General features: G+C 69.3%; 20 protein-coding genes. 12 read left to right on the top strand and 8 right to left on the bottom strand.

Going from position 1 to position 21,664, the window contains the following annotated elements; translation table 11 throughout:
- Positions 1 to 31: 31 nt before the first annotated feature.
- On the bottom strand, positions 32 to 1,126 hold the full coding sequence (gene ald, locus IXW21_RS16490; protein ID WP_194765330.1) for an alanine dehydrogenase: 1,095 nt from the start codon (positions 1,124 to 1,126) through the stop codon (positions 32 to 34).
- A gap of 115 nt (positions 1,127 to 1,241) precedes the next feature.
- Here ald and IXW21_RS16485 point away from each other — a divergent pair, with 115 nt between their 5' ends.
- Together IXW21_RS16485 and IXW21_RS16480 are read left to right on the top strand one after the other, a co-directional pair.
- Complete coding sequence (locus IXW21_RS16485) at positions 1,242 to 1,751, top strand: Lrp/AsnC family transcriptional regulator (protein ID WP_194765329.1); 510 nt, start codon at positions 1,242 to 1,244, stop codon at positions 1,749 to 1,751.
- A 164-nt stretch (positions 1,752 to 1,915) separates the two neighbouring features.
- Positions 1,916 to 2,986 (top strand): AraC family transcriptional regulator, encoded by a 1,071-nt coding sequence (locus IXW21_RS16480; protein WP_194765328.1) that lies wholly within the window; start codon positions 1,916 to 1,918, stop codon positions 2,984 to 2,986.
- A 453-nt stretch (positions 2,987 to 3,439) separates the two neighbouring features.
- On the opposite strand, the gene IXW21_RS16475 is transcribed toward IXW21_RS16480, so the two are convergent.
- The 3 genes from IXW21_RS16475 to aceA form a co-directional block, all read right to left on the bottom strand.
- Positions 3,440 to 3,874, bottom strand: coding sequence for a hypothetical protein (locus IXW21_RS16475; protein WP_194765327.1), 435 nt, complete (start codon positions 3,872 to 3,874; stop codon positions 3,440 to 3,442).
- Positions 3,875 to 3,985: 111 nt separating this feature from the next.
- Positions 3,986 to 5,653, bottom strand: coding sequence for a malate synthase A (aceB, locus tag IXW21_RS16470; protein ID WP_228528680.1), 1,668 nt, complete (start codon positions 5,651 to 5,653; stop codon positions 3,986 to 3,988).
- A 24-nt stretch (positions 5,654 to 5,677) separates the two neighbouring features.
- Entirely contained in the window at positions 5,678 to 7,003 is a 1,326-nt protein-coding gene (gene aceA / locus IXW21_RS16465) for an isocitrate lyase (RefSeq protein WP_194765326.1), read from the bottom strand.
- Between the two features lie 136 nt (positions 7,004 to 7,139).
- On the opposite strand from aceA, the gene IXW21_RS16460 reads away from it, so the two are divergent.
- On the top strand, positions 7,140 to 8,612 hold the full coding sequence (locus IXW21_RS16460) for a helix-turn-helix domain-containing protein (protein ID WP_194765325.1): 1,473 nt from the start codon (positions 7,140 to 7,142) through the stop codon (positions 8,610 to 8,612).
- Positions 8,613 to 8,625: 13 nt separating this feature from the next.
- On the opposite strand, the gene IXW21_RS16455 is transcribed toward IXW21_RS16460, so the two are convergent.
- Entirely contained in the window at positions 8,626 to 9,183 is a 558-nt protein-coding gene (locus IXW21_RS16455) for a TetR/AcrR family transcriptional regulator (protein ID WP_194765324.1), read from the bottom strand.
- Positions 9,184 to 9,238: 55 nt separating this feature from the next.
- On the opposite strand from IXW21_RS16455, the gene IXW21_RS16450 reads away from it, so the two are divergent.
- On the top strand, positions 9,239 to 9,946 hold the full coding sequence (locus IXW21_RS16450) for an MBL fold metallo-hydrolase (protein ID WP_194765323.1): 708 nt from the start codon (positions 9,239 to 9,241) through the stop codon (positions 9,944 to 9,946).
- A 63-nt stretch (positions 9,947 to 10,009) separates the two neighbouring features.
- On the opposite strand, the gene IXW21_RS16445 is transcribed toward IXW21_RS16450, so the two are convergent.
- Positions 10,010 to 11,332, bottom strand: a complete 1,323-nt coding sequence (locus IXW21_RS16445; RefSeq protein ID WP_194765322.1) for an MFS transporter — start codon at positions 11,330 to 11,332, stop codon at positions 10,010 to 10,012.
- Positions 11,333 to 11,439: 107 nt separating this feature from the next.
- Complete coding sequence (locus IXW21_RS16440) at positions 11,440 to 12,099, bottom strand: amino acid deaminase (protein WP_194765321.1); 660 nt, start codon at positions 12,097 to 12,099, stop codon at positions 11,440 to 11,442.
- Between the two features lie 126 nt (positions 12,100 to 12,225).
- Between IXW21_RS16440 and IXW21_RS16435 the strand changes: the two genes are divergently transcribed.
- The 6 genes from IXW21_RS16435 (at position 12,226) to IXW21_RS16410 (ending at position 17,261) form a co-directional block, all read left to right on the top strand.
- Entirely contained in the window at positions 12,226 to 12,870 is a 645-nt protein-coding gene (locus tag IXW21_RS16435; protein WP_194765320.1) for an HAD family hydrolase, read from the top strand.
- A gap of 74 nt (positions 12,871 to 12,944) precedes the next feature.
- Positions 12,945 to 13,934: a phosphate/phosphite/phosphonate ABC transporter substrate-binding protein gene (locus tag IXW21_RS16430; RefSeq protein WP_194765319.1), complete on the top strand. Its 990-nt coding sequence runs from the start codon at positions 12,945 to 12,947 to the stop codon at positions 13,932 to 13,934.
- 1 nt (position 13,935) lies between these two features.
- A complete protein-coding gene (phnC, locus tag IXW21_RS16425; RefSeq protein WP_228528679.1) occupies positions 13,936 to 14,760 on the top strand; it encodes a phosphonate ABC transporter ATP-binding protein in 825 nt (274 codons plus the stop codon).
- Positions 14,757 to 15,584: a phosphonate ABC transporter, permease protein PhnE gene (gene phnE, locus IXW21_RS16420; protein WP_323742286.1), complete on the top strand. Its 828-nt coding sequence runs from the start codon at positions 14,757 to 14,759 to the stop codon at positions 15,582 to 15,584. Before phnC ends, phnE (IXW21_RS16420) begins: the two co-directional genes overlap by 4 nt.
- On the top strand, positions 15,581 to 16,414 hold the full coding sequence (phnE, locus tag IXW21_RS16415) for a phosphonate ABC transporter, permease protein PhnE (RefSeq protein WP_194765318.1): 834 nt from the start codon (positions 15,581 to 15,583) through the stop codon (positions 16,412 to 16,414). The genes phnE (IXW21_RS16420) and phnE (IXW21_RS16415) overlap by 4 nt, the downstream gene beginning before the upstream one ends.
- Positions 16,401 to 17,261 carry a MurR/RpiR family transcriptional regulator gene (locus IXW21_RS16410; RefSeq protein WP_194765317.1) on the top strand — a complete coding sequence of 287 codons (861 nt, stop codon included), beginning with the start codon at positions 16,401 to 16,403 and terminating at the stop codon, positions 17,259 to 17,261. Before phnE (IXW21_RS16415) ends, IXW21_RS16410 begins: the two co-directional genes overlap by 14 nt.
- Before the next feature lie 397 nt (positions 17,262 to 17,658).
- On the opposite strand, the gene IXW21_RS16405 is transcribed toward IXW21_RS16410, so the two are convergent.
- A complete protein-coding gene (locus tag IXW21_RS16405; RefSeq protein ID WP_194765316.1) occupies positions 17,659 to 19,167 on the bottom strand; it encodes a PucR family transcriptional regulator in 1,509 nt (502 codons plus the stop codon).
- Between the two features lie 116 nt (positions 19,168 to 19,283).
- Here IXW21_RS16405 and gabT point away from each other — a divergent pair, with 116 nt between their 5' ends.
- Both gabT and IXW21_RS16395 read left to right on the top strand, forming a co-directional pair.
- Entirely contained in the window at positions 19,284 to 20,645 is a 1,362-nt protein-coding gene (gabT, locus tag IXW21_RS16400; protein WP_194765315.1) for a 4-aminobutyrate--2-oxoglutarate transaminase, read from the top strand.
- A 1-nt stretch (position 20,646) separates the two neighbouring features.
- Positions 20,647 to 21,664, top strand: a 1,018-nt coding sequence (locus tag IXW21_RS16395) for an amino acid permease (protein WP_194765314.1), incomplete at its 3' end; no start/stop codon positions are given.

The raw sequence follows: 21,664 nt of genomic DNA, 5'->3' as shown, positions 1-21,664 counted from the left end.
GGATCGTTCCTCGACCCCTCTGCACCCGGAGTCAGGCGTTGGCGAAGCCGTGTGCCGTGGCCACCGCGTCGAGCGTGATGCGGCCGCCCTGCACGTTCAGGCCCTTCGCCAGAGCAGGGTCGTTCGCCGCAGCGGCTTCCCAGCCCGTGCCCGCGATCGCCGACACATACGGCAGCGTGGCGTTCGTGAGTGCGCGGGTCGCCGTCTCGGGCACGGCACCCGGCATGTTCGCGACGCAGTAGTAGATCGAGTCGTGCACCGCGAAGGTCGGGTCGTCGTGCGTCGTCGGGCGAGAGCCCTCGAAGCATCCGCCCTGGTCGATCGCGATGTCGACGAGCACCGAGCCCGGCTTCATCGCCGCGACCATGTCGTCGGTGACCAGCTTCGGGGCGGCGGCGCCGGGGATCAGCACCGACCCGATCACGAGGTCTGCCGTGAGCAGCTCGTGCGCGATGTCGTAGCGGCTCGACGCACGCGTCTCGAGGGCGCCTCCGTAGCGGTGCTCGAGCTCGCGCAGCCGGGGCAGCGAGATGTCGACGACCGTGACCTTCGCGCCGAGGCCCAGGGCGTTCGCTGCGGCATGCTCACCGGCGACGCCGCCGCCGATCACGACCACCTCGGCGCGCGGCGTTCCGGCGATGCCGCCGAGCAGCATCCCGCGTCCGCCGGCCGAGCGCATCAGCGAGTACGAACCCATGGTGACCGACAGGCGTCCGGCGATCTCGCTCATCGGGATGAGTAGCGGCAGGCTGCGGTCGGGAAGCTGCACGGTCTCGTAGGCGACCGCCGTCGTGCCCGCGTCGACGAGGGCCGTGGTGAGTGCGCGGTCGGCCGCGAGGTGCAGGTAGGTGAAGAGCGTGAGGTCGGAGCGGAGGAAGCCGTACTCCTGGGCGATCGGCTCCTTGACCTTGATGAGGAGGTCTGCCTCGCCCCACGCCTCCTCGGCGGTGGCGACGATCTCCGCCCCCGCGGCCCGATACGCGTCGTCGGAGATCCCCGAGCCGACGCCCGCTCCCGACTGCACGAGCACGCGGTGCCCCTCGTGCACCAGGCGATCGGCGCCCGCGGGTGTCAGCGCGGTGCGGTTCTCGTTGTTCTTGACTTCGGTCGGCACGCCGATCTTCATCGATCCTCCAAATTGCGGTTGCGTGAGTGCATCTCAGAATCGCAGAAACGTCGGTTCATCGACAGAATGCCTGAAGAACATTCGCTCGTCCAGCGGATCCTGCATAATCGTTCGTATGGAGACGTCGCCTGAGGCCCCGCCGTCGAACACCCTTCGGGCGCCGGCGCTCGATGCGGTGGATGCGCGGATCGTGCAGCTGCTCAGCGCGGACGGGCGGATGACGAATGCCGAACTCGCGGGACACCTGGGCGTCGCGCCCTCGACGGCCCACGCGCGTCTGCGGGCGCTCGTCGACCGGGGAGTGATCACGGGCTTTCACGCGAGCGTCGACGAACGGAAGCTGGGAGCGGGACTGCAGGCGATCATCGGGGTGAGTCTGCGCCCGAGTGCCCGACGCGAGAGCATCGTCGAGTTCGCCGACCGCGTGCGGGCGCTGCCCCAGGTGATCCAGGTCTTCTTCCTCGGGGGCGACGACGACTTCCTGCTGCACATCGCGGTGGCCGATTCGTCGGAGATGCGCGAGTTCGTGCTCGAGCACCTGTCGGCGCAGAGCAGCGTCGCCTCGACCCGCACGAGCATCGTTTTCGACTATCACCGTAACTCCGTGGCGGCATCCTTCCACTGATCCGCTGATCGGCTGATCGGCTGATCGGCTGATCCGCTGATCGGCTGATCGACTGACGCCGGCGGACATGCAAGATATTGCACGCGACTCGCTGCGTGCCTATCGTGAGGCCGGGGATCGGCCGCGACGCCGTGGGGGTGGCGCGCAGAGTTCTGGGGGACGCGATGGCGCGCATGATCGACGACGGGCAGCTCAGCGCATGGGCGCGGCGACTGGCTGGAGGGGCGGAGCCCGAGGGTGGCGCGTCGGACGGGGCTGTGCCCGACTGGATCGCCTCGAACATGATCAGACTCGACGGTCAGATGGGGATGATGCAGCTGTCGAACTTCGGTTCCATGAGTGCGCATGATCCTTCCGTCTTCGAAGCTGCGCTTCTGCGACGATCGATCGGCGCGACGATGCTGTACAGCACGCTCGAGACCCCGCACACCGTGAGCTACGACCGGGGGGCGCCCAGCGGTGAGGACATCGTGATCATGGGGATGTCGAACCAGGGCGGGCAGCGGCTGCGCACCGCAGCGGGCGTGCAGCCCTTGGCCGTCGGTCGCATGGGCTTCATGTCGAGCCTCGGCAGCTCGGCGGTGGAGCAGTTCGGCGTGAGCGCGACGACGGGCGTCGTCGTTCCGGTCTCGGCGCTGCCCGACCATCGGCATGTGCTGGCCAGAGGTGCTGATGTCTTCCCTGACACCCCGCTCACACGGGCCGCCGGCGCGGCCTTCGCACGCATGCTCTACGAATGGATGCGTGACCCCGACCAGGGGATCGGGGCGGTGGCCGGCACCGAGTCCGCACTGGTCGCTCTCGTGCGAGGACTGTTCCGGCAGTTCCCGAGCGACGGCGAGGCGGGTCGGACGGGCGAGCTGCGTGCGGAGGCGATTCGGATCATCGACGCGCGTCATCGCGATGCGCAGTTCAGCATCGACATGCTGGCCGCCGAACTGCATGTGAGCCGGAGGCAGCTGTTCCGCCTGTTCTCAGGTGCCGACGAGACGCTGGCCGAGAGGCTGCTGCGTCGTCGACTCGATACAGCGAGGGAGGAGCTCGTTGCCGTCCCGCCGCAAGACCTCACGACGGTGGCATCGCGCTCCGGATTCCTCGACGCCGGTGCGCTGCGCGCACAGTTCGCACGTCACGTCGGTGTGAGTCCGAGTGCCTTCCGCCTGTCGGCGGCGGCGCAGCCGCGCCTCGCCGAGGCGATGCTGTTGTCCGATGAGCAGGAGAGCACACCTTCCTGACCCGGGATCCGGTGCGAAGAGTCGAGTGGGCGCCTCCGGTGCGGGTACTCACCGGGTGACACCCGAGCGCGGATCCCGTGCCAAACAGGGTCTGCAGTGCCCGCGTGCGCGCGGCGGGTGACAGGACGCCTCCGACCCGTTCCGCGCGCCTCGCCGTGTGCATAACCTGAACCTGCCCGTGCCCCCAGGCGGGCCATGACGGGGGAGGACGGAGGCGCCGCGGCCCCTCTCAGAATTCCCGGTCACGGCTTCCGGACGTGGCGGTGACGCCCGTCCGGAAGTTCGGGGGGGCAGGCGCGAAGAGCGTCGGGCACAGCGGATCGCACGCGCAGGAGAGCGCGGCGGACGTGCGGGTGTCTCGGTCGGGGGGACGATCGGGGCACCCGCGAACCGCTGGCCGTCCGAGGAGGGATGCCGGCCGCAGCGCGGCGGTCGGCAGGCTCGCCGGCGGCGTCAGGCGCCGAACGACGCGGGCAGTGCGCAGTAGTCGGCGAACCGGCGGGTGGGGTTCGCGGGATCGGAGACGTCGACGATCGCGGAGGCGATCGAGTGCGGCTGTTCGTCACCCGCGAGCTGCCAGAGGATGTGGTTCCAGATCCCCCTGGTGGACTCGCTCAGGAGCGCTGCCGGTCCCGACACGATCAGGACCGACCCCGTGTCCTCGCGCTGCCGGAACGGCGCGATGATGTCGTCGCGCAGCGGCTGCTCGGCGCCGTCGGAGGTGTGTGCGCGCTCGACCGTCTGACCGGCGGAGGTCAACGCCGCGGCGAGGTCGTCGGCGGCCAGGCGCGAACGCTCGGCATCCGCTCCTGCGACGACGAGAAGTCGCCGCCCGCGCGGGTACAGGTGCAGGAACTCGGACGAGATGTCGGTCCAGACGTCGCTCATACGCCCAGGCTACGCCTGGCGCGAGGGGCGCAGGGCCGTGCGCGGCACAGCACGCACAGGAGAGCCCCTCGGAACCGGATCGCGGCTGCCGAGGGGCTCTCGTGGGGGTCGTCAGGCCTCGTCGACGAGGAAGCGACTGTAGGCGCCGAGCGTCAGGAACGCCGGGAACTCCTCGCGCAGGGCGACGTCGCGGAAGACCGATGCCGCGTCGTCGAAGCGGTCGCCATCACGGCGCTCGACCTCGCCGAGCACCTCGCCGATGAGCCCTTCGACGTAGTCGGGCGTGATCGGCGTTCCGTCTTCCGTGGCGCGGTCCTGGTGGATCCACTGCCACACCTGCGAGCGGCTGATCTCGGCGGTGGCGGCGTCTTCCATCAGGTTGTCGATCGCGACGGCACCGAGGCCCCGCAGCCAGGCCTCGAGGTAGCGGATCGCCACCGACACGTTGTCGCGCACGCCTCGTGCAGTGATCGGTCGCCCGATGTGCACGTCGAGCAGCTGCGCCGCGGTCACCGTGACCTCCGGCCGCTGACGGTCCACCTGGTGCGGGCGGTCGCCCAGCACGGCATCGAACTCGGCCTGAGCCGTGGGGATCAGGTCGGGGTGCGCCACCCAGGTGCCGTCGAAGCCGTCGCCGGCCTCGCGCTTCTTGTCGGCCGAGACCTTCTCGAACGCCCGCGCCGTGACCTCGGGGTCTCGACGGTTCGGGATGAAGGCGCTCATGCCGCCGATCGCGTACGCGCCCCGCTTGTGGCAGGTCTGCACGAGCAGCTCGGTGTACGCCCGCATGAACGGCACCGTCATCGTGACCTCGCTGCGGTCGGGGAGCACGAAGCGCGCGCCGCGGCCGCGGTAGTTCTTGATGATCGAGAAGATGTAATCCCAGCGACCCGCGTTGAGGCCGGCGCAGTGATCGCGCAGCTCGTAGAGGATCTCATCCATCTCGAACGCCGCGGGCAGCGTCTCGATGAGCACGGTCGCGCGGATCGTGCCGTGCGGGATGCCGATGTACTCCTCGCTGAAGGTGAACACGTCGTCCCAGAGCTTCGCCTCTTCGCTGGACTCCAGCTTGGCGATGTAGAAGTAGGGCCCGCGACCGTTCGCGATGAGCTCGGTCGCGTTGTGCAGGAAGTAGAGCCCGAAGTCGGTGAGCGACCCGGATGCCGCGGTGCGGCGCCCTGCGCGATCGGTGAACTGCAGGTGCTTCTCGGGCAGGTGCCAGCCGCGTGGGCGCATCACGATCGTGGGTGTGCGGTCGGCGGTGACGCGGTACTCCTTGCCCTCCGGTGAACGGAACGACAGCTCGCCGCGGATCGCGTCGCGGAGCGACAGCTGTCCCTCGATGACGTTCTTCCAGGTGGGGCTCGTCGCGTCCTCCTGATCGGCGAGCCAGACGCGAGCGCCCGAGTTCAGCGCGTTGATCGTCATCTTGGGATCCGTCGGTCCGGTGATCTCGACCCGACGATCCTCGAGACCCGGGCCGGCACCCGCCACGCGCCACTCGGCATCCTGTCGGATGTGTGCGGTGTCGTCGCGGAAGCGCGGGTCGTGACCGTTGCCGATCTCGAACCGGCGACGCATGCGGTCGGCGAGCCGGTCGTGACGACGGGAGGCGAAGCGGTGGTGCAGTTCGGTGAGGAACGCGAGCGCCTCGGGGGTGAGGATCTCGTCGTAACGCTCGCGCAGCGGGCCGGTCACCGTGATGGCGGGTCCCTGCTGCGTCGTCTGGATCGGAGCGGTGGTCGGTTCTGTCGCCGGGGGAGCGGTGGGAGTGGTCATGATCGTGTGTCCTTCACAAGAGGTTCAGTGGAACTGCGCGGTCTCGGTGGAGCCGGCGAGGGCGAGGGTCGCGCTGTCGGGGTTGAGCGCGGTGGAGATGACGTCAAAGTAGCCGGTGCCCGCCTCGCGCTGGTGCTTGGTGGCGGTGTAGCCGTTCGCCTCGGCGGCGAACTCGGCCTCCTGCAGCTCGACGTACGCGCTCATGGCGCGCTCGGCGTAGCCGCGAGCGAGGTCGAACATCGAGTGGTTCAGGGCGTGGAAGCCGGCGAGCGTGATGAACTGGAACTTGTAGCCCAGGTCAGCCAGCTCTTGCTGGAACGTCGCGATCTCGGCGTCCGACAGATGGCGCTTCCAGTTGAAGCTCGGCGAGCAGTTGTAGGCGAGCAGCTTGCCGGGGAATTGTGCGTGGATCGCCGCGGCGAACTCGCGAGCCAGCTCGATGTCGGGTTCGCCCGTCTCGACCCACAGCAGGTCGGCGTACGGCGCGAAGGCGAGACCTCGGCTGATGACCGAATCGATGCCGGGGCGGATGCGGTAGAAGCCCTCGGTCGTGCGCTCGCCGGTGGTGAACCGCTGGTCGCGCTCGTCGACGTCGCTGGTGAGCAGGTCGGCGGCCAGAGCATCCGTCCGGGCGATGATGACCGTCGGCACACCTGCCACATCGGCCGCGAGACGCGCCGCGTTGAGGGTGCGGATGTGCTGCTGCGTGGGCACGAGCACCTTGCCGCCCAGATGGCCGCACTTCTTCTCGCTCGCGAGCTGGTCCTCCCAGTGGATCGCCGCGGCTCCGGCCTGGATCAGCGACTGCGCGAGCTCGTAGGCGTTCAGCGGCCCACCGAAGCCGGCCTCGGCGTCGGCGACGATCGGGGCGAGCCAGTCCTGGGTGACGTCACCCTCGGCGTGCTCGAGCTGGTCCTGACGGATCAGCGCGTTGTTGATGCGACGCACGACCGCCGGCACCGAGTTCGCCGGGTAGAGCGACTGGTCCGGGTAGGTCTGGCCGGCGAGGTTGCCGTCGGCGGCGACCTGCCAGCCCGAGAGGTAGATCGCCTTGAGCCCTGCGCGCACCTGCTGCACGGCCTGGCCGCCGGTGTAGGCGCCGAGCGCCCGCACGTAATCCTCGGTGTGCAACAGGTTCCAGAGGTTCTCGGCACCGCGGTGGGCGAGCGTGGAGTCCTCGCGGACCGACCCACGGATGCGGATGACGTCCTCGGCCGAGTAGGTGCGCTCGACGCCGTCCCAGCGGGGATCCGTCTCCCAGATCTCCCGGAGCTCGGCGGCCGTCTGAACCTGGTCGCCGGCGCGCAGACCTGCGGGGCGAGGTGCGGGGTTCTGAGCGGTGTTCGTCATGGTGTCTCCTCCGTTGGATGCCCGGACCGTGAAGCCGGGTGGCGTGTTTCCACTGTGGGTGAAGAAGTCGCACTCGCCTGACCGATCTGCGTGTGAAGATCGCCGGAAATTCTGTTTCTGTGACAGAATCGGCCGCATGAGCCCTTCGACACGCTCAGGTACCCAGGTCTCTGAGGCAGAAGACGCCGACGCCCTCACGATCGGGCGCCGCATCCGTCAGCTCCGCACGGCGCGGGGGATGACCCTCGACGACCTGGCCGCGGCCGTCGATCGGGCACCGAGTCAGATGTCGATGATCGAGACGGGAAAGCGAGAGCCGAAGCTCACCCAGCTGCAGGCGATCGCGCGGGCGCTCGGCGTCACGATCGACGCGCTGCTCGAGGGGGAGCCGCTCGACGAGCGCAGCGCGATCGAGATCGCCCTCGAACGCGCCATGAAGGGGCAGACGTTCCAGGCGCTGGGGATCGAGCCGTTCCGGATCGCCAAGAGCATGCCGACGGATGCTCTGAAGGCACTGCTCGCGCTGCACGGCGAGATCGACCGGCTCAAGGACGAGCGGGCCGCCACTCCGGAGGAGGCCCGGCGTGCGAACGTCGAACTGCGCCACCTCATGCGCCGACAGGACAATCACTTCGCCGACCTCGAGCAGAAGGCTGCCGAGATCCTCGCGGCGGTCGGACACCCGGGTGGTCCGCTCACCCAGCGGACGGCCTCCGAGATCGCCGCCTATCTCGGGTTCACCCTGCACTATGCGCCGGACCTGCCGCAGACCACGCGCAGCGTCGCCGACCTCGCCCACGGGCGTCTGTACCTCTCGAGCAGCGTGCCGGCCAAGGGCGACGCGCGGACGGCCGTGCTGCAGGCCCTGTCGAGCCGCATCCTCGGACACTCCGAGCCGCGCAGCTACGCCGAGTTCCTGCGCCAGCGCGTGGAGACCAACTACCTCACCGGTGCGCTGCTGGTGCCCGAAGCGCACGTGGTTCCCGCGCTGAAGGATGCGAAGACGCGGAGGGCCATCTCGATCGAGGATCTGCGTGACGCCTACTCGGTCTCATACGAGACAGCCGCGCATCGCTTCACGAACCTGGCCACGCGCCACCTCGACATCCCCGTGCACTTCCTCAAGGTGCACGAGTCGGGCACGATCACCAAGGCGTACGAGAACGACGACGTCAACTTCCCGACCGATCGGCTCGGCGCGATCGAGGGGCAGATGTGCTGTCGCCGGTGGACCAGCCGCGTGGTGTTCGACGAGGACGACCGCTTCAATCCGTACTACCAGTACACCGACACCGGCAACGGCACGTACTGGTGCACGGCCCGGGTCGAGGCGTCGAGCGAGGGGCTGCACTCGGTCAGTGTCGGCGTGCGCTTCGACGACACCAAGTGGTTCGTCGGTAGGGACACTCCGCATCGCGGAGTCTCGAAGCACTCGGTCGAGGTCTGCTGCCGCAGGGCCCCCGCCGACCTCGAGGGGCGCTGGCGCGAGAACTCCTGGCCCAACGTGAAGACTCCACGCACCCTGCTGGCGACCCTGCCCACAGGATCCTTCCCCGGCGTCGACACGACCGACGTGTACGAGTTCCTCGAGGCGCACGCGCCCCGCTGAGTGCTCGAGCGGATCAGGCCTCGATGCCGCGCAGGACGATCTCGAGCCCGCGGTCGAACGCCTCGTCGACATCGCCGCCCTGACGGAAGCCGCCGTTCTGCTCCATCATGCAGAATCCGTACGCCCAGGCCGTGAGCGTGCGCGCGACGGGGAGTGGATCGGCCGTCGTCAGTGCGCTCACCGCTCCGAGCAGAGTGCTCATCAACGGTGCGAGGGTCTGCTGCGAGGGCGTGGCCTCGGGGCTCGGCGCGTTGAACAGCAGTGTGGTCACGCGAGGTGATCGGGTCGCGAAGGCGCGCAGGGCGCGGGCGACGCCGGCGAGGATCTCGCGACCGTCGGTCGATCTCTCGACGACCTTCTCGATGGCGATGCCGAGTTCTGCCGCGGCGTCGTCCGCCGCGAGCCGGAGGAGCTCGTGTCGATTCGCCGCGCGCTTGTAGAGGCTGGGGGCGCGCACTCCGACGGCTGACGCGACGGCGCTCATCGTCACGGCATCCACTCCGTCTCTCTCGGCGATCGTGCGGATGGCGGCGACGAGCGCGGAAGTGCTCACTCTCTGCGGTGCAGGCATGCTCCCAGCATAAAGCTATTGACTGTAGCCATCAAGGCTATGTAGTGTAGCCAACATGACAGCTCAGCTCCTCCGCATCGGCGACGACATCATCGCCATCCACGCGATCGTCACCGACGACGGCGTCACGATCATCGATGCAGGCCTCTCCGGAGACCTCGACATCCTCATCGCGGCGCTCGCCGGGGTCGGGCGTTCACTCGACGACATCCGCGGGGTCGTGCTCACGCACGGAGACACCGATCACATCGGCATCGCCGAAGCCCTGCGTGCCGAGCACGGCGTCCCCGTGCACATCCTGGCGGCCGACGCCGAGCTGGCGACGGGTGTGGTTCCGGCGCGCGGTGTGAAGGCCGATGCGTGGCGGATCGGCCCCACACTGAGATTCCTCTGGACAGGGCTGCGCCGAGGGGCGCTGCGCACCCGGCGTCCGTCGAGCGTCGTGCCGATGTCCGACGGAGACGTGCTCGATCTGCCGGGTGCTCCCGAGATCATCGCGATCCCGGGGCACACGAACGGATCGGCTGCGATCAGGGTTCCCGCGGTCGACGCGCTCTTCCTCGGTGATGCGATCACCACGCGGCACGTGCTCACCGGGGTTGCCGGTGCACGGCTCGCACCGTTCAGTGATGATGCTCCGCGAACGAGGGTCAGCCTCGAGAAGCTGAGGGGTCTGCCCGAGGCCAGGATCTTTCCCGGGCATGGGCCCGAGTTCGCCGGCACCGCGGTCGATCTGCTGGATGCGCTCGACTCGCGAGGCTGAGGCGCACTCCCTTCCTGCGAGAGCGGAGGTGTCGCAGGAGGGGAGTGCGCGGCCGGATGCCGCTCAGACGAGAGCGGCGGGCTTCTTCGGCACCAGCGACACCGCGACGGCCGCGAGCAGTGCCACGATCGCGAAGGCGACGAAGTTCCACTCGACGCCGACCGCCATCGCGGCCAGCCATCCGCCGACCATCGGCCCCATGATGGCGCCGATGCGAGCGAAGCTCAGCGCCCATCCGGCGGCGGTGGCGCGCACGGATGCCGGGTAATAGTCGGTGATGTAGGCCGTGAGCACGAGTGACGTCGAGATCGACCCGACGCCCGAGATCGCGACGAACACGAGGTTCACGAACATCGAGTTCGGGAACATCATCAGCAGGCAGGCGACGCCGCCGAGCGTGTAGAAGATGATGAGCACGGGCTTCGACCCGAAGCGATCCGCCAGGTGACCGAGGACGAGACCGCCCGCGGCCGACGCGAGACTGAACACCATGAGGAACGTCAGCGCAGGGCCGAGGTCGTAGCCGGCGGCGCGCATGATCGAGGGCAGCCACGAGTTCAGGCCGTAGACCAGCAGCAGGCCGGCGAACAGCGAGATCCACAGGAACACGGTCGAGCGCAGGTATCGGCGCGAGAACAGCTGCTGCAGGATGCTGTGCCACGGCATCCGCTCGCCGGGCATGACCTCGGGTCGCGGTGCGGGTATGTAGGGATCGATGCCGAGCCGCGTCGCCTGTGCGACGGCGCGATCGTGCAGACCGCGGTTCTCGAGCGACTCGAGCGATTCCGGCAGCACCTTCGCGATGATCGGCAGGAGCAGGATGGGGAATGCGCCGACCGCGATGACCCAGCGCCAGCCGAGGTGGGGGAGCAGCCCCATCGCGACCAGGGCCGAGACGACGATTCCGAGCGAGTAGCCGGAGTACATGATGCCGTAGTTCAGGGAGCGCCTCCTCGGGGCGGAGAACTCGATCGTGAGAGCTGCGGCGACCGGGATCACGCCGCCCATGCCGAGCCCGCCGAGGAAGCGGAAGAGTCCGAACAGCTCGGGCGTCGGCGCGAGGGCGGCGCCGAGCTGCATGGTCGTGAAGATCGACATCGACACGAGCAGCATCCGCTTGCGGCCGACCCGGTCGCTCAGTGTTCCGATGAAGAGGGCTCCGATGAGCATGCCGACGAGTGCCCACGAGGCGAGTCCGCCGAGTTCGACGGGGCTGAGCGCCCAAGCGGAGTCCTCGGCGAGGGCGGGCAGCACGGCGCCGATGACGCCGATGTCGTAGCCGTCGGCGAGGATCGCGAGCCAGCAGCTGAACAGGACGATGCCGGTGACCCCGCGGGGTACGGGCCAGACGGTTTCGGGGGAGGTGGTCGGTGAAGTGGCAGACAACGTCGTCTCCTTCGCGGTGACGCGACAGTGCGTCGGGGTGGATCGGTCGATCAGACCGCTATTGCGAAAATATGACGATAGTCATGGAAATGCAATATACGGATCGATCAGACGGCGTTCCAGCGCAGTCGAGGAGTGCTCGTGAACTCGGTCAGGACGGCGCCTGCATCGCCGACGGGGAAGATCGTGATCAGCCGCGGAACGGTCTCGGAGGGTGCGGCGACCGCGTAGGCCAGAGCCGCGGGGCCGCGCTCGCGGGTGACCCCGACGCAGGAGCGCCGACCTTCGACCGTCGATGTGCGCGATGAGGCGGCGGCGAGGATCGCGGATGCGGCGTCGCCCGCCCTCTGTAGCAATGTGTGGCCCTCGCGCCACGGGAGGAACGCATCGGGCGAGAGGTCGCACGCCGCGGCGAGTGCCGAGCCGATCCATCGCTCGCGTTTGAGGCCGTACGGCGTCTCGACGAGTGACAGCAGATATCCGTAGCAGTGCAGCAGACCCGCGTTTCCGACCGGCCACGCGGCTTCGACGTCGACCCGACGGTGCAGTTCGTCAAAGAGCGCCCGAGAGATGACGGGTGCGCCGATGTTCTCGTCGATCACGGTCGACCGACCCCACGCGTCGAAACGCCCGTGTGCGCGGTCGTCGTCGAGTGAGGTGCCGAGCCAGGGCAGGCTGTCGATCGCGGCGCGTGCGGCGTCCGTCGAGTCGGACTGCGCTCGGATCGCAGCGGTCGTGAGCTCGTCGAGTGCGGACACGGCGTTCACGCTACAAGACTCGTGTGGACGGATTGTTCACGCGGCGTTCACATGTTCGGGACTTTCTGTCCACAATGACTGAGCATGCTGGACGGAGCGTCCGCGAGATCAGAGTGCGGATGCGGAAAGAACTCCGTGAACTCCATTCTCCTCTTCGACTTCGACGGCACGATCGCCCTCGGGGACGGTCCCGTGCTCGCGTATGCGGCGCAGGTCGCTGCCGCCCTCGATGACCGGGACGGGTTCGTCGACGGCATCCGCGCCACGCTCGCCGCCGCCGACGGCGAGGCACTCGACGGCTATGACGCGGTGCGCCGCGCCGCGGTCACCCGAGGGGCGGACGCCCGGCTCCTCAGCGCCGCATACCTCGCGAGCCGCGAAGAGCTCGCGACGGACGCCGCACCGATCACGGCTCCCGACGGTCTCGCCGAGTTCCTCGCCGACGCCGCGTCCGAGGCGGAGCTCGTGCTCGTCACCAACGCTCCCGCGATCCGCATCGATCAGGCGCTGGACGCGCTGGGCCTCGCCGGGCTCTTCGACCGCATCGTCACGAGCGCCCGCAAGCCGGTGGGCCTCGACGCGTTCCTGGCCGACCTGCCGGCGGACGCCCGGGTGCTCAGCGTCGGAGACATCTGGCACAACGATCTCGCTCCCGCCCACGCCCGGGGCCACGCGACCGCTCTGATCGGCGGCTTTCCCGATGCCGAGGCGACCCCCACCTACCGCGCTGACGACTTCTCGACGCTGATCCCTCAGCTCGAGGCGTGGCTGCGCCCCTGAACCGCACCTCTCCTTGAACCGCACCTCTTACCGTCCCCACCCCCTCCTCACCTCCACCCCATCGAAGGATGACAATGCGTACCTCCCCCCTCCGCCGCTCCGCCGCGGGCCTCGTGGCCGCCGGCGCGCTGCTCACCGTCGTGCTCGCGGGCTGCTCCAGCAGCACGGCAGCGCCCGAGGACTCGGCGGCGCCCGCCGCCGATCCCGATTCCCTGGTGCTCGCACTGGTGCCGTCGCAGGACCAGGACGGCCTCGTCGAGACCGCCGCACCTCTCACCGACTACCTCACCGAGGAGCTCGGCATCGAGGTCACCGGTGTCGTCTCGAAGGACTATCAGGCGGCCGTCGAGGCGATGGGTGCCGGACAGGCGCAGATCGGCTTCCTGCCGTCGCTGCAGCTGTGGCAGGCGAACGACATGTACGACGCCTCTGTGGTGCTGCAGACCGAGCGCAACGGCAACATCACCTACCCGGCGCAGTTCATGACGAACAACCCCGACAAGTACTGCGACGACGAGCCGGTCGAGCGCGACGGGATGCTGTTCTGCAACGGCGCCGACGCGATGACCGGTCCTGCCGGCCTCGACAGCATCGACAAGGTCGAAGGCGCGAAGGTCGCCGTGCTCGGCCCCGGCTCGCCCGCCGGCTACATCTACCCGATCCTCGCTCTGCAGGAGGCCGGCCTCGACACCGACACCGACATCCAGCAGATCCCCGTGACCGCGAACGATGCCTCGGTGCTGGCCGTCTACAACGGCGACGCCGAAGTCGGCTTCAGCTTCTGGGATGCCCGCACGATCGTGCAGAAGGACACCCCCGACGTCGGGCAGAAGGTCGTCGTGTTCGCGATGACCGAGGAGATCCCGAACGACGGCGTCGCCGTCTCGGCCGACCTGTCGCCCGAGCTGCAGGACCGCATCACGACGGCGCTCGAGGACTTCTCGAACACGGAAGAGGGCTCCGAGATCCTCACCAGCATCTACTCGATCACCAAGCTCGCGCCCGCCGACCCCGAGTCGCTCGACGTGGTCGCCCGTGCCGCCCAGGCTCTGGGGCTTCAGTAAGTTGTCCGACCTCATCAGCAACGTGGACGCCGCAGCCCCGGCTGCGGCGTCCACGCCGTGGTCCATCCGCCTCGACGATGTCACGGTGCGCTACCCCAACGGCACGGTCGGCCTGAACCGCGTGTCGCTCGACATCGCGGCGGGCGAGATGGTGGTGGTCGTCGGCCTCTCGGGCTCCGGCAAGTCCACGCTCATCCGCACCGTCAACGGCCTCGTGCCGGTGACGGGCGGCACGCTCGACGTCGGCGAGCACCGGGTCAGCGGGGCCTCGTCCCGCACCCTGCGGCGGCTGCGCGGCGACATCGGAATGGTGTTCCAGGGCTTCAACCTGGCCGGCCGTGCGAGCGTTCTGCAGAACGTGCTCGTCGGTCGCCTCGCGCACACCCCGCTGTGGCGCACGCTGCTCGGCGCCTACCCCGACGCCGATCGCCAGCGCGCGTACCACGCACTCGACCGCGTCGGCATCCTGCAGAAGCTGCACTCCCGAGCATCCGATCTCTCCGGCGGGCAGCAGCAGCGCGTCGCGATCGCCCGGGCGCTGGCCCAGGAGCCTCGCATCGTGCTCGCCGACGAACCCGTCGCGAGCCTCGACCCGCCGACCGCGCACGGCGTGATGAACGACCTGCGGCGCATCAACCGCGACCTCGGCATCACCGTCGTCGTGAACCTGCACCTGCTCGACCTCGCCCGTGAGTACGGAGCGCGGATGATCGGCATGCGTGCGGGAGAGGTCGTCTACGACGGCCCGGCGACCGGGGCGACGGATGCCGACTTCGAGAGCATCTACGGCCGCTCGCTCACTCCGGAAGACCGGTTGGACGCGTGACTGACACAACCCCTCCCCTCGTAGGCACGCAGCGCGCGCTCGACATCCCTGCGCGCCCCCGCGGCGCATGGAAGGCGCCGGTCGTCGTCGCGGTCGTGATCGTCGTCACGGCCGTCATGTGCCTGCCCGGCATCGGTATCGGGGTCGACCTCGGGGCGATCGCACGCAACTGGCAGAACGGCGCCGACAAGATCGTCCAGCTGCTGATGCCCGACTGGAGCTTCTTCCCGCGCACGATTCCGCCGCTCATCGAGACCCTGCAGATGGCGGTCATCGCGACGGCGATCGGCGCTGCGGTCTCGCTGCCGCTCAGCTTCTGGGCGGCGCGCGCGACCAACCCGAACGCGCCGGCGCGCATCGCCGTGCGCGGAGTGCTCAACGTCATCCGCAGCGTCCCCGATCTGCTGTACGCCGCGATCCTCGTCGCGATGGTCGGCGTCGGTGCGCTCCCCGGCATCCTGGCACTGCTGCTCTTCAACGTCGGCATCATCGTCAAGCTCGTGTCCGAAGCCATAGACACGAACGATCGGGGTCCGCTCGAAGCCGGCCGCGCTGTCGGCGCGACCCAGGCGAAGATCAACCGCACCCTGGCACTTCCCGACGCGTGGCCCGCATTCGCCAATCAGACGCTCTACGTGTTCGAGCTGAACGTGCGCGCCTCGACCGTGCTCGGGCTCGTCGGGGCGGGAGGTATGGGCCTGCTCATCGACGCCGTGCGCACCTTCTACCGCTACGACCAGCTCTCGCTCATCATCCTGGAGATCCTCATCGTCGTCATCGTGATCGACCTCGTCTCCGACGCGATCCGCCGGAGGCTCGTATGACGTCCGTGCTCACCCCGCCCGCCACGATCACGGCCATCCCCGACAGGCCGCGCCGACCGTGGCTCGTCGCCGGATGGCTCATCGTCACCGGCATCGTCGTGCTGGCGTTCTGGTCGATCGACATCAACTGGGCCCGCCTCGCCGACCTCCCTGCCGAGATCGTGCGCTACACCGTGCTGATGTTCGGCAGCCCCAACTGGGAGAAGCTGCCCGAGGCGCTGTGGCAGACCTGGCGCAGCATCGAGATGGCCTGGGTCGGCACCATTCTCGGCATCCTGCTCGCCACCCCGCTGAGCCTGCTCGCCGCACGCGGGTTCGGCCCCGCCTGGCTGCGCGCGCTACTGCGCGGACTCTTCTCGCTGATCCGCGCGGTGCCCGAGATCATCATCGCGATCGTGATCCTCTCGGTCACAGGCCTCACGCCGTTCACCGGCGCGCTCGCCCTGGCGATCAACGGCATCGGCACGCTCGGCAAGTGGGGGTACGAGGCGGTCGAGGCCGTTCCCCGTGGACCGATCGAAGCCGCACGTGCCGCCGGTGGTGGCACGCTGCAGGTGCTCCGCTGGGGCGTCTGGCCGCAGGCCGAACCGGCCTTCTGGTCGTTCTGGCTGTACCGCTTCGAGATCAACGTGCGATCGTCGGCCGTCCTCGGCCTGATCGGCGTCGGCGGAATCGGTGACATGCTGACCTCGTACACCCAGTACCGTGAGTGGTCGACGGTGGGTGTCCTGCTCATCGTGGTCGTCGTCGTGACGATGCTGATCGACGGGGCATCCGGTGCCATCCGCCGACGCATCATGGAGGGAGCCCGCGCCCGTGTTCTCTCCTAGCGCGCCGCCCACCGCCCGCATCGCCGCGGTGCTCAACACCCTGCAGCCGGCCGAGCGTCGCGTCGCCGAGCTGATCGTCGAGTCGGCCGACGCCGTCGTCGAATGGACAGCCCAGGAGCTCGCCGAACGCGCGGGCGTCGGACGCGCGACGGTCGTGCGCACCTGCCAGACCGTCGGCTACCGCGGATACCCGCAGCTGCGCGTCGCGCTCGCCGCGGAACTCGGCGGCGGCGGGGGAGAAGCGGCGATCGATCACGGGCCCGGTGCGCTCGGGCGGATGCGCGGCGAGATCGACCGTCTCGCGGCATCCCTTCCGGCGCTGGCGAGCCTGCTCGATCCGGATGCGGTGAGCGAGGCGGTGCGTCTCGCGGCATCCGCCCGTCGCCTGCTCGTGCTCGCGAACGGGCTGTCGTCGCCCATCGCGAACGACCTGGCCATGCGGCTCACGGCCTCGGGGCGGTCGGCGGAGTTCATCGCCGATGCGATCGCCCAGCAGATCGCCGCCCGCCACCTCACGGCGGAGGACGTCTGCCTGGTGGTGAGCGGATCGGGTGCGAACGAGGCGAGCCTGCGTGTGGCGACGGCTGCCGCGCGCGGAGGGGCGACGGTCATCGCGCTCACGTCGTTCGCGTCATCGGCGCTCACCGAGGCGGCGACGCTGTCGCTCGTGATCGCGCCGACCGGCGTGAGCTTCCGCGACGAACTCGAGCACACCTCGCGTGTGGCCTACCTGGTGTTCGCGGAGGTGTTCGCCGCAGCGGTCACCACCGAACGCGGAGCGGATGCCGTCACGGCGCGTGCCCACGCGCTCGAGGTCGTCTCCGACAACCTCGGCGAAGGCGCGTAGGCCCAACCGCCCACCCGCTGTTGCGCTCAGCGGGCGGCGGCGGGGCGCTTCTGTCGAGACCGGTTTTGCGGCGTGAGACCCGTGTGCAGGGCGTGGGTCTCGTGCGGGAATGGCTGTTTCGTTGGGCGGTGGCGGGTACTTCTGGCGAGACCCATGTTGCGGGATGAGACCCGTGTGCGGGGCGTGGGTCTCGTGCGGGAATGGCTGTTTCGTTGGGCGGTGGCGGGTACTTCCGGCGAGACCCATGTTGCGGGATGAGACCCGTGTGCAGGACGTGGGTCTCGCGCAGCGACGGTGGTTTCGCAGGTTTCGCAGGGGTCGCCAGGGGTCGCCAGGGGTCGCCAGGGGTCGCCGGGGTTCGGCGGGGTTCGCCGGGCTTCGCGACTCTCGGCGCCCGCTAGTCCCGCGCGGTCTGCAGCAGCGTCCACAGCTCGGCGCGGGCGGGGAACGTCGACAGATCGGTGCCGAGGATGCTGCCGGCCTGTGCGATGCGCGAGCGCAGCGTGTGACGATGCACCCCCAGTGCGGTGGCCGCCGGCTCCGCTGTGGCATCGTGTTCGAGCCAGACGCGGAGCGAGCGTTCGAGTTCGGTGCCGGATCGCGCATCGTGATCGCGGAGCGGCGCGAGACGCGACTCCGCGACGAGCCGGGCCTCGTCTGTGGCGAGTGCGCTCAGGATGCTCGAGCCCACGGTGTCGGTGTAGTGCGCGACCCCGGCATCCGTCTGCTGCCTGAGTGCCGCGAGGGCCTGCGCGTGCGCGCGGGAGAACGCGTCGTACGACTCCGATCCCGAGGCCCCGATGCGGATGCCGAAGCGCATGGCGACCTCGTCGAGCAGCGCCTCGTCGGTCATCGAGATGCAGAGCACGACGCCCTCAGGCGACTCCGCGAGGAAGCCGGGCGTGCCGTGTTCCGATCGCCGTCGCTCCCACCAGTCGATCAGCGGGCCGGCCGGCGCATCCGCCGCGACAGCGACCACGACGGGCGCCGGAGGCATGCTGCCGAGAACCCGCCTCGCCAGAGACGGGTCGTCATCGAGCAGCGACCTGAGCAGCTGGGAGTGCAGTCGTCTGCGGCTGCGGGCGAGCTGGTCGCTCTGCTCGAGGGCGAGCCCCGCCATGGCGATCACCGATGTCACGACGGTGCGCGCCTCGGGGTCCAGCGCATCGACCGCGAGCGCGATCACGCCCCGCAGCTGACCGCCGCGTCCGACCGTGAACAGCATGAATGTCTGCTCGTCGATCGTGAGCGACTGGCCGGCCTCGAGTCCGCGGGCGAGCACCTCGGTCGCCCGCGCGCCCAGCGCTGCCAGACTGCTCGCCGGCAGCTCCGTTCGGGGATGCGACGTCTGCAGGATGCCGGCGGTGTCGTACATGCCGACCCATGCGCCGAGGCGGCGCCCGAGCTCGGCCAGAGTCGCGTCGAGTCCACGCGGACGCAGTGCCGCCAGGGCGAGCGCGCGCTGCGTGTCGAGCGCCCACGACCTGCGGGCGTAGGCCTGAGCGGCGATCGCCTCGGAGTGCGCGCGGGCCACGGCGATGAACGGCGTGCGGTACGGCACCTCGAAGAGCGGAATCCCGTGGCGCGCGCACTGGGTGATCAGGTCGTCGGGGATGCCGGCTCGATGCACGTCGGTGCCGAACCCGAGGCCGAGCACCCCGCGATCCGAGAGCCGCCCGACGTAGACGGCGAGATCGGCATCCGCATCGAACTGGGTGCCCGTGGTCAGCAGCGCGAGGTCTTCGGCGAGGAACGGCGTGGGGTCGGCGAGGTCGGAACTGTGCACCCAGCGCAGCGGGCGATCGAGGGCTCCGGGGGAGAGCGCGGATTCGGTCGAGACCAGGCGCAGGCCGAGATCGCGGCGACCCAGCAGGGCGCGCAGCGTGGGCTGCTCGGCGGCATCCATCGCAGCTCCCTCGATCGATGTGCGACTCCGAGCGTGTACAGCTCGGCGATTCTCTCCTGCAGATTGTACAGAACGGCGAGTGCGCGGGGCTGCTCGGCGGTCGTACGCTCGCCCACATGGCACTCCTCGACACCGCAGCTGTTGCAGTTCCCCTCGGCGGACCCGAGCTCCCCCAGGAGCGTCGCCTGGTCACCGAGCTCCCCGGCCCCCGGTCGGCGGAGATCCTGGCTCGCAAAGCCGCCGCGGTGCCCGCGGGCGTCGGACACACCGTGCCGGTCGCGACCGTCGCGGCGGGCGGTGGCGTCGTCGTCGACGCCGACGGAAACTCGCTCATCGACCTCGGCTCCGGCATCGCCGTGACGACGGTGGGCAACGCCCACCCGAAGGTCGCCGCCGCCGTCGCCGCTCAGGCCGCGCAGTTCACCCACACCTGCTTCATGATCTCGCCCTACGAGTCGTACATCGAGGTCGCCGAGGCCCTCAACCGGATCACCCCCGGTGACGTCGCCAAGAAGACCGCGCTCTTCAACTCGGGCGCCGAGGCCGTCGAGAACGCGATCAAGATCGCCCGCAAGCACACCGGTCGTCAGGCCGTCGTCGCGTTCGACCACGGCTACCACGGCCGCACCAACCTGACCATGGCGCTCACCGCCAAGTCGATGCCGTACAAGAGCGGATTCGGACCGTTCGCGCCCGAGGTCTACCGCGCGCCGATGTCGTACCCGTTCCGCGACGGTCTCTCGGGCGCCGAGGCCGCTGCCCGCACGATCCTGCAGCTCGAGAAGCAGATCGGCGCCGACAACCTCGCCGCCGTCATCATCGAGCCCATCCAGGGTGAGGGCGGATTCATCGTCCCGGCTGACGGCTTCCTGCCGGCGATCCTCGACTGGTGCCGCGCGAACGGCGTCGTCTTCATCGCCGATGAGGTGCAGACCGGCTTCGCCCGCACCGGACACATGTTCGCGAGCGAGATCTTCGGCATCGAGCCCGACCTGATCACGACGGCCAAGGGCATCGCGGGCGGTCTGCCCCTCGCGGCGGTCACCGGCCGCGCCGAGATCATGGACGCCTCGCATGCGGGCGGCCTGGGCGGAACCTACGGCGGCAACCCCATCGCGTGTGCTGCGGCACTCGCCGCGATCGACGTGTTCGAGAACGACGGAGTGATCGAGCGGGCGCGCGAGATCGGCGAGATCCTGACGACGCGCCTCACCGCCATGCAGCAGCAGGATGCGCGCATCGGCGACATCCGCGGACACGGCGCCATGATCGCGGCCGAGTTCGTCGACCCCGAGACCCAGGCTCCGGATGCCGCGCTCACCGCGGCCGTCGCCAAGGCCGCCATCGCGCAGGGCGTGATCGTCCTGACGTGCGGCACCTACGGCAACGTCATCCGCTTCCTTCCGCCGCTCGCGATCGGCGACGAGCTGCTCAACGAGGGCCTCGACGTCGTCGCGGCAGCGCTCGCCGCGGCCTGACATGTCGACCGAACCGGAATCGCAGTGGGATCGGCCCGTCTCGCCTGAGACGTCGGCCGGTTTCGCGGGCGCGAACCCGCGCACGAAGAAGCTGCGGTCCCGTCACGTCACGATGATCACGCTCGGCGGGATCATCGGCGCCAGCCTGTTCGTCGGATCCGGCAACGTCATCCGTGCCGTCGGACCCGCCGCCGTGCTGTCGTACCTCATCGGCGGTCTGCTGGTGTTCCTCGCGATGCGCATGCTCGGCGAGATGGCGGCCTCGCGTCCGGCCATCGGGTCGTTCATGGAGTACGCGAGGGTGGGCCTGGGCAACTGGGCCGCCTACCTCGTGGGCTGGCTGTACTGGTACTTCTGGGTCGGCGTGCTCGCCTATGAGGCGGTGCTCGGCGGTGAGACGATGGCCAGCTGGTTCCCGGTGGTGCCGTCGTGGGCGTGGTCGCTGGTGCTGATCGCGATCTTCGTCGGCACGAACGTCATCTCGGTGCGCACGTTCGGCGAGGTCGAGTTCTGGCTCGCCAGCATCAAGGTGCTCGCGATCGTCGTGTTCCTCGGGGCCGGTCTGCTCTTCGCCTTCGGGCTCTGGCCGAACTCCGAGGTGTCGATCTCGAACCTCTGGGAGCACGGCGGATTCGCCCCGAACGGCTACGGCGTCGCCTTCACCGGCGTCGCGCTCGTGATCTTCTCGTACTTCGGCACCGAGATCGCCGTGATGGCGTCGGCCGAGTCCGAGGATCCGGCCAAGGGCATCCGTCAGGCGACGAGCACCATCATCTGGCGCATCCTGCTGTTCTTCGTCGGCTCCGTGCTCATCATCGTCACGGTGGTTCCGTGGGACGAACTCCCCGTGCCGACCGACGTCGCGAACGCGCCGTTCACGTACGCGCTCGAGCAGTTCGGCATCCCCGGAGCGAGTGTCATCATGCAGCTCGTCATCTTCACCGCGGTGATCTCGGTGCTGAACTCCGGCCTGTACTCCGCGTCGCGCATGTTCTCGGCGCTCGCCGAGCAGGGCTTCG

It is taken from the genome of Microbacterium sp. UFMG61 (assembly GCF_015354505.1).
In the GTDB taxonomy this organism is placed as follows: Bacteria; Actinomycetota; Actinomycetes; order Actinomycetales; family Microbacteriaceae; genus Microbacterium.
Note: the sequence above shows the minus strand (reverse complement) of the source record. Positions and strands in the feature narration are given on the sequence as shown.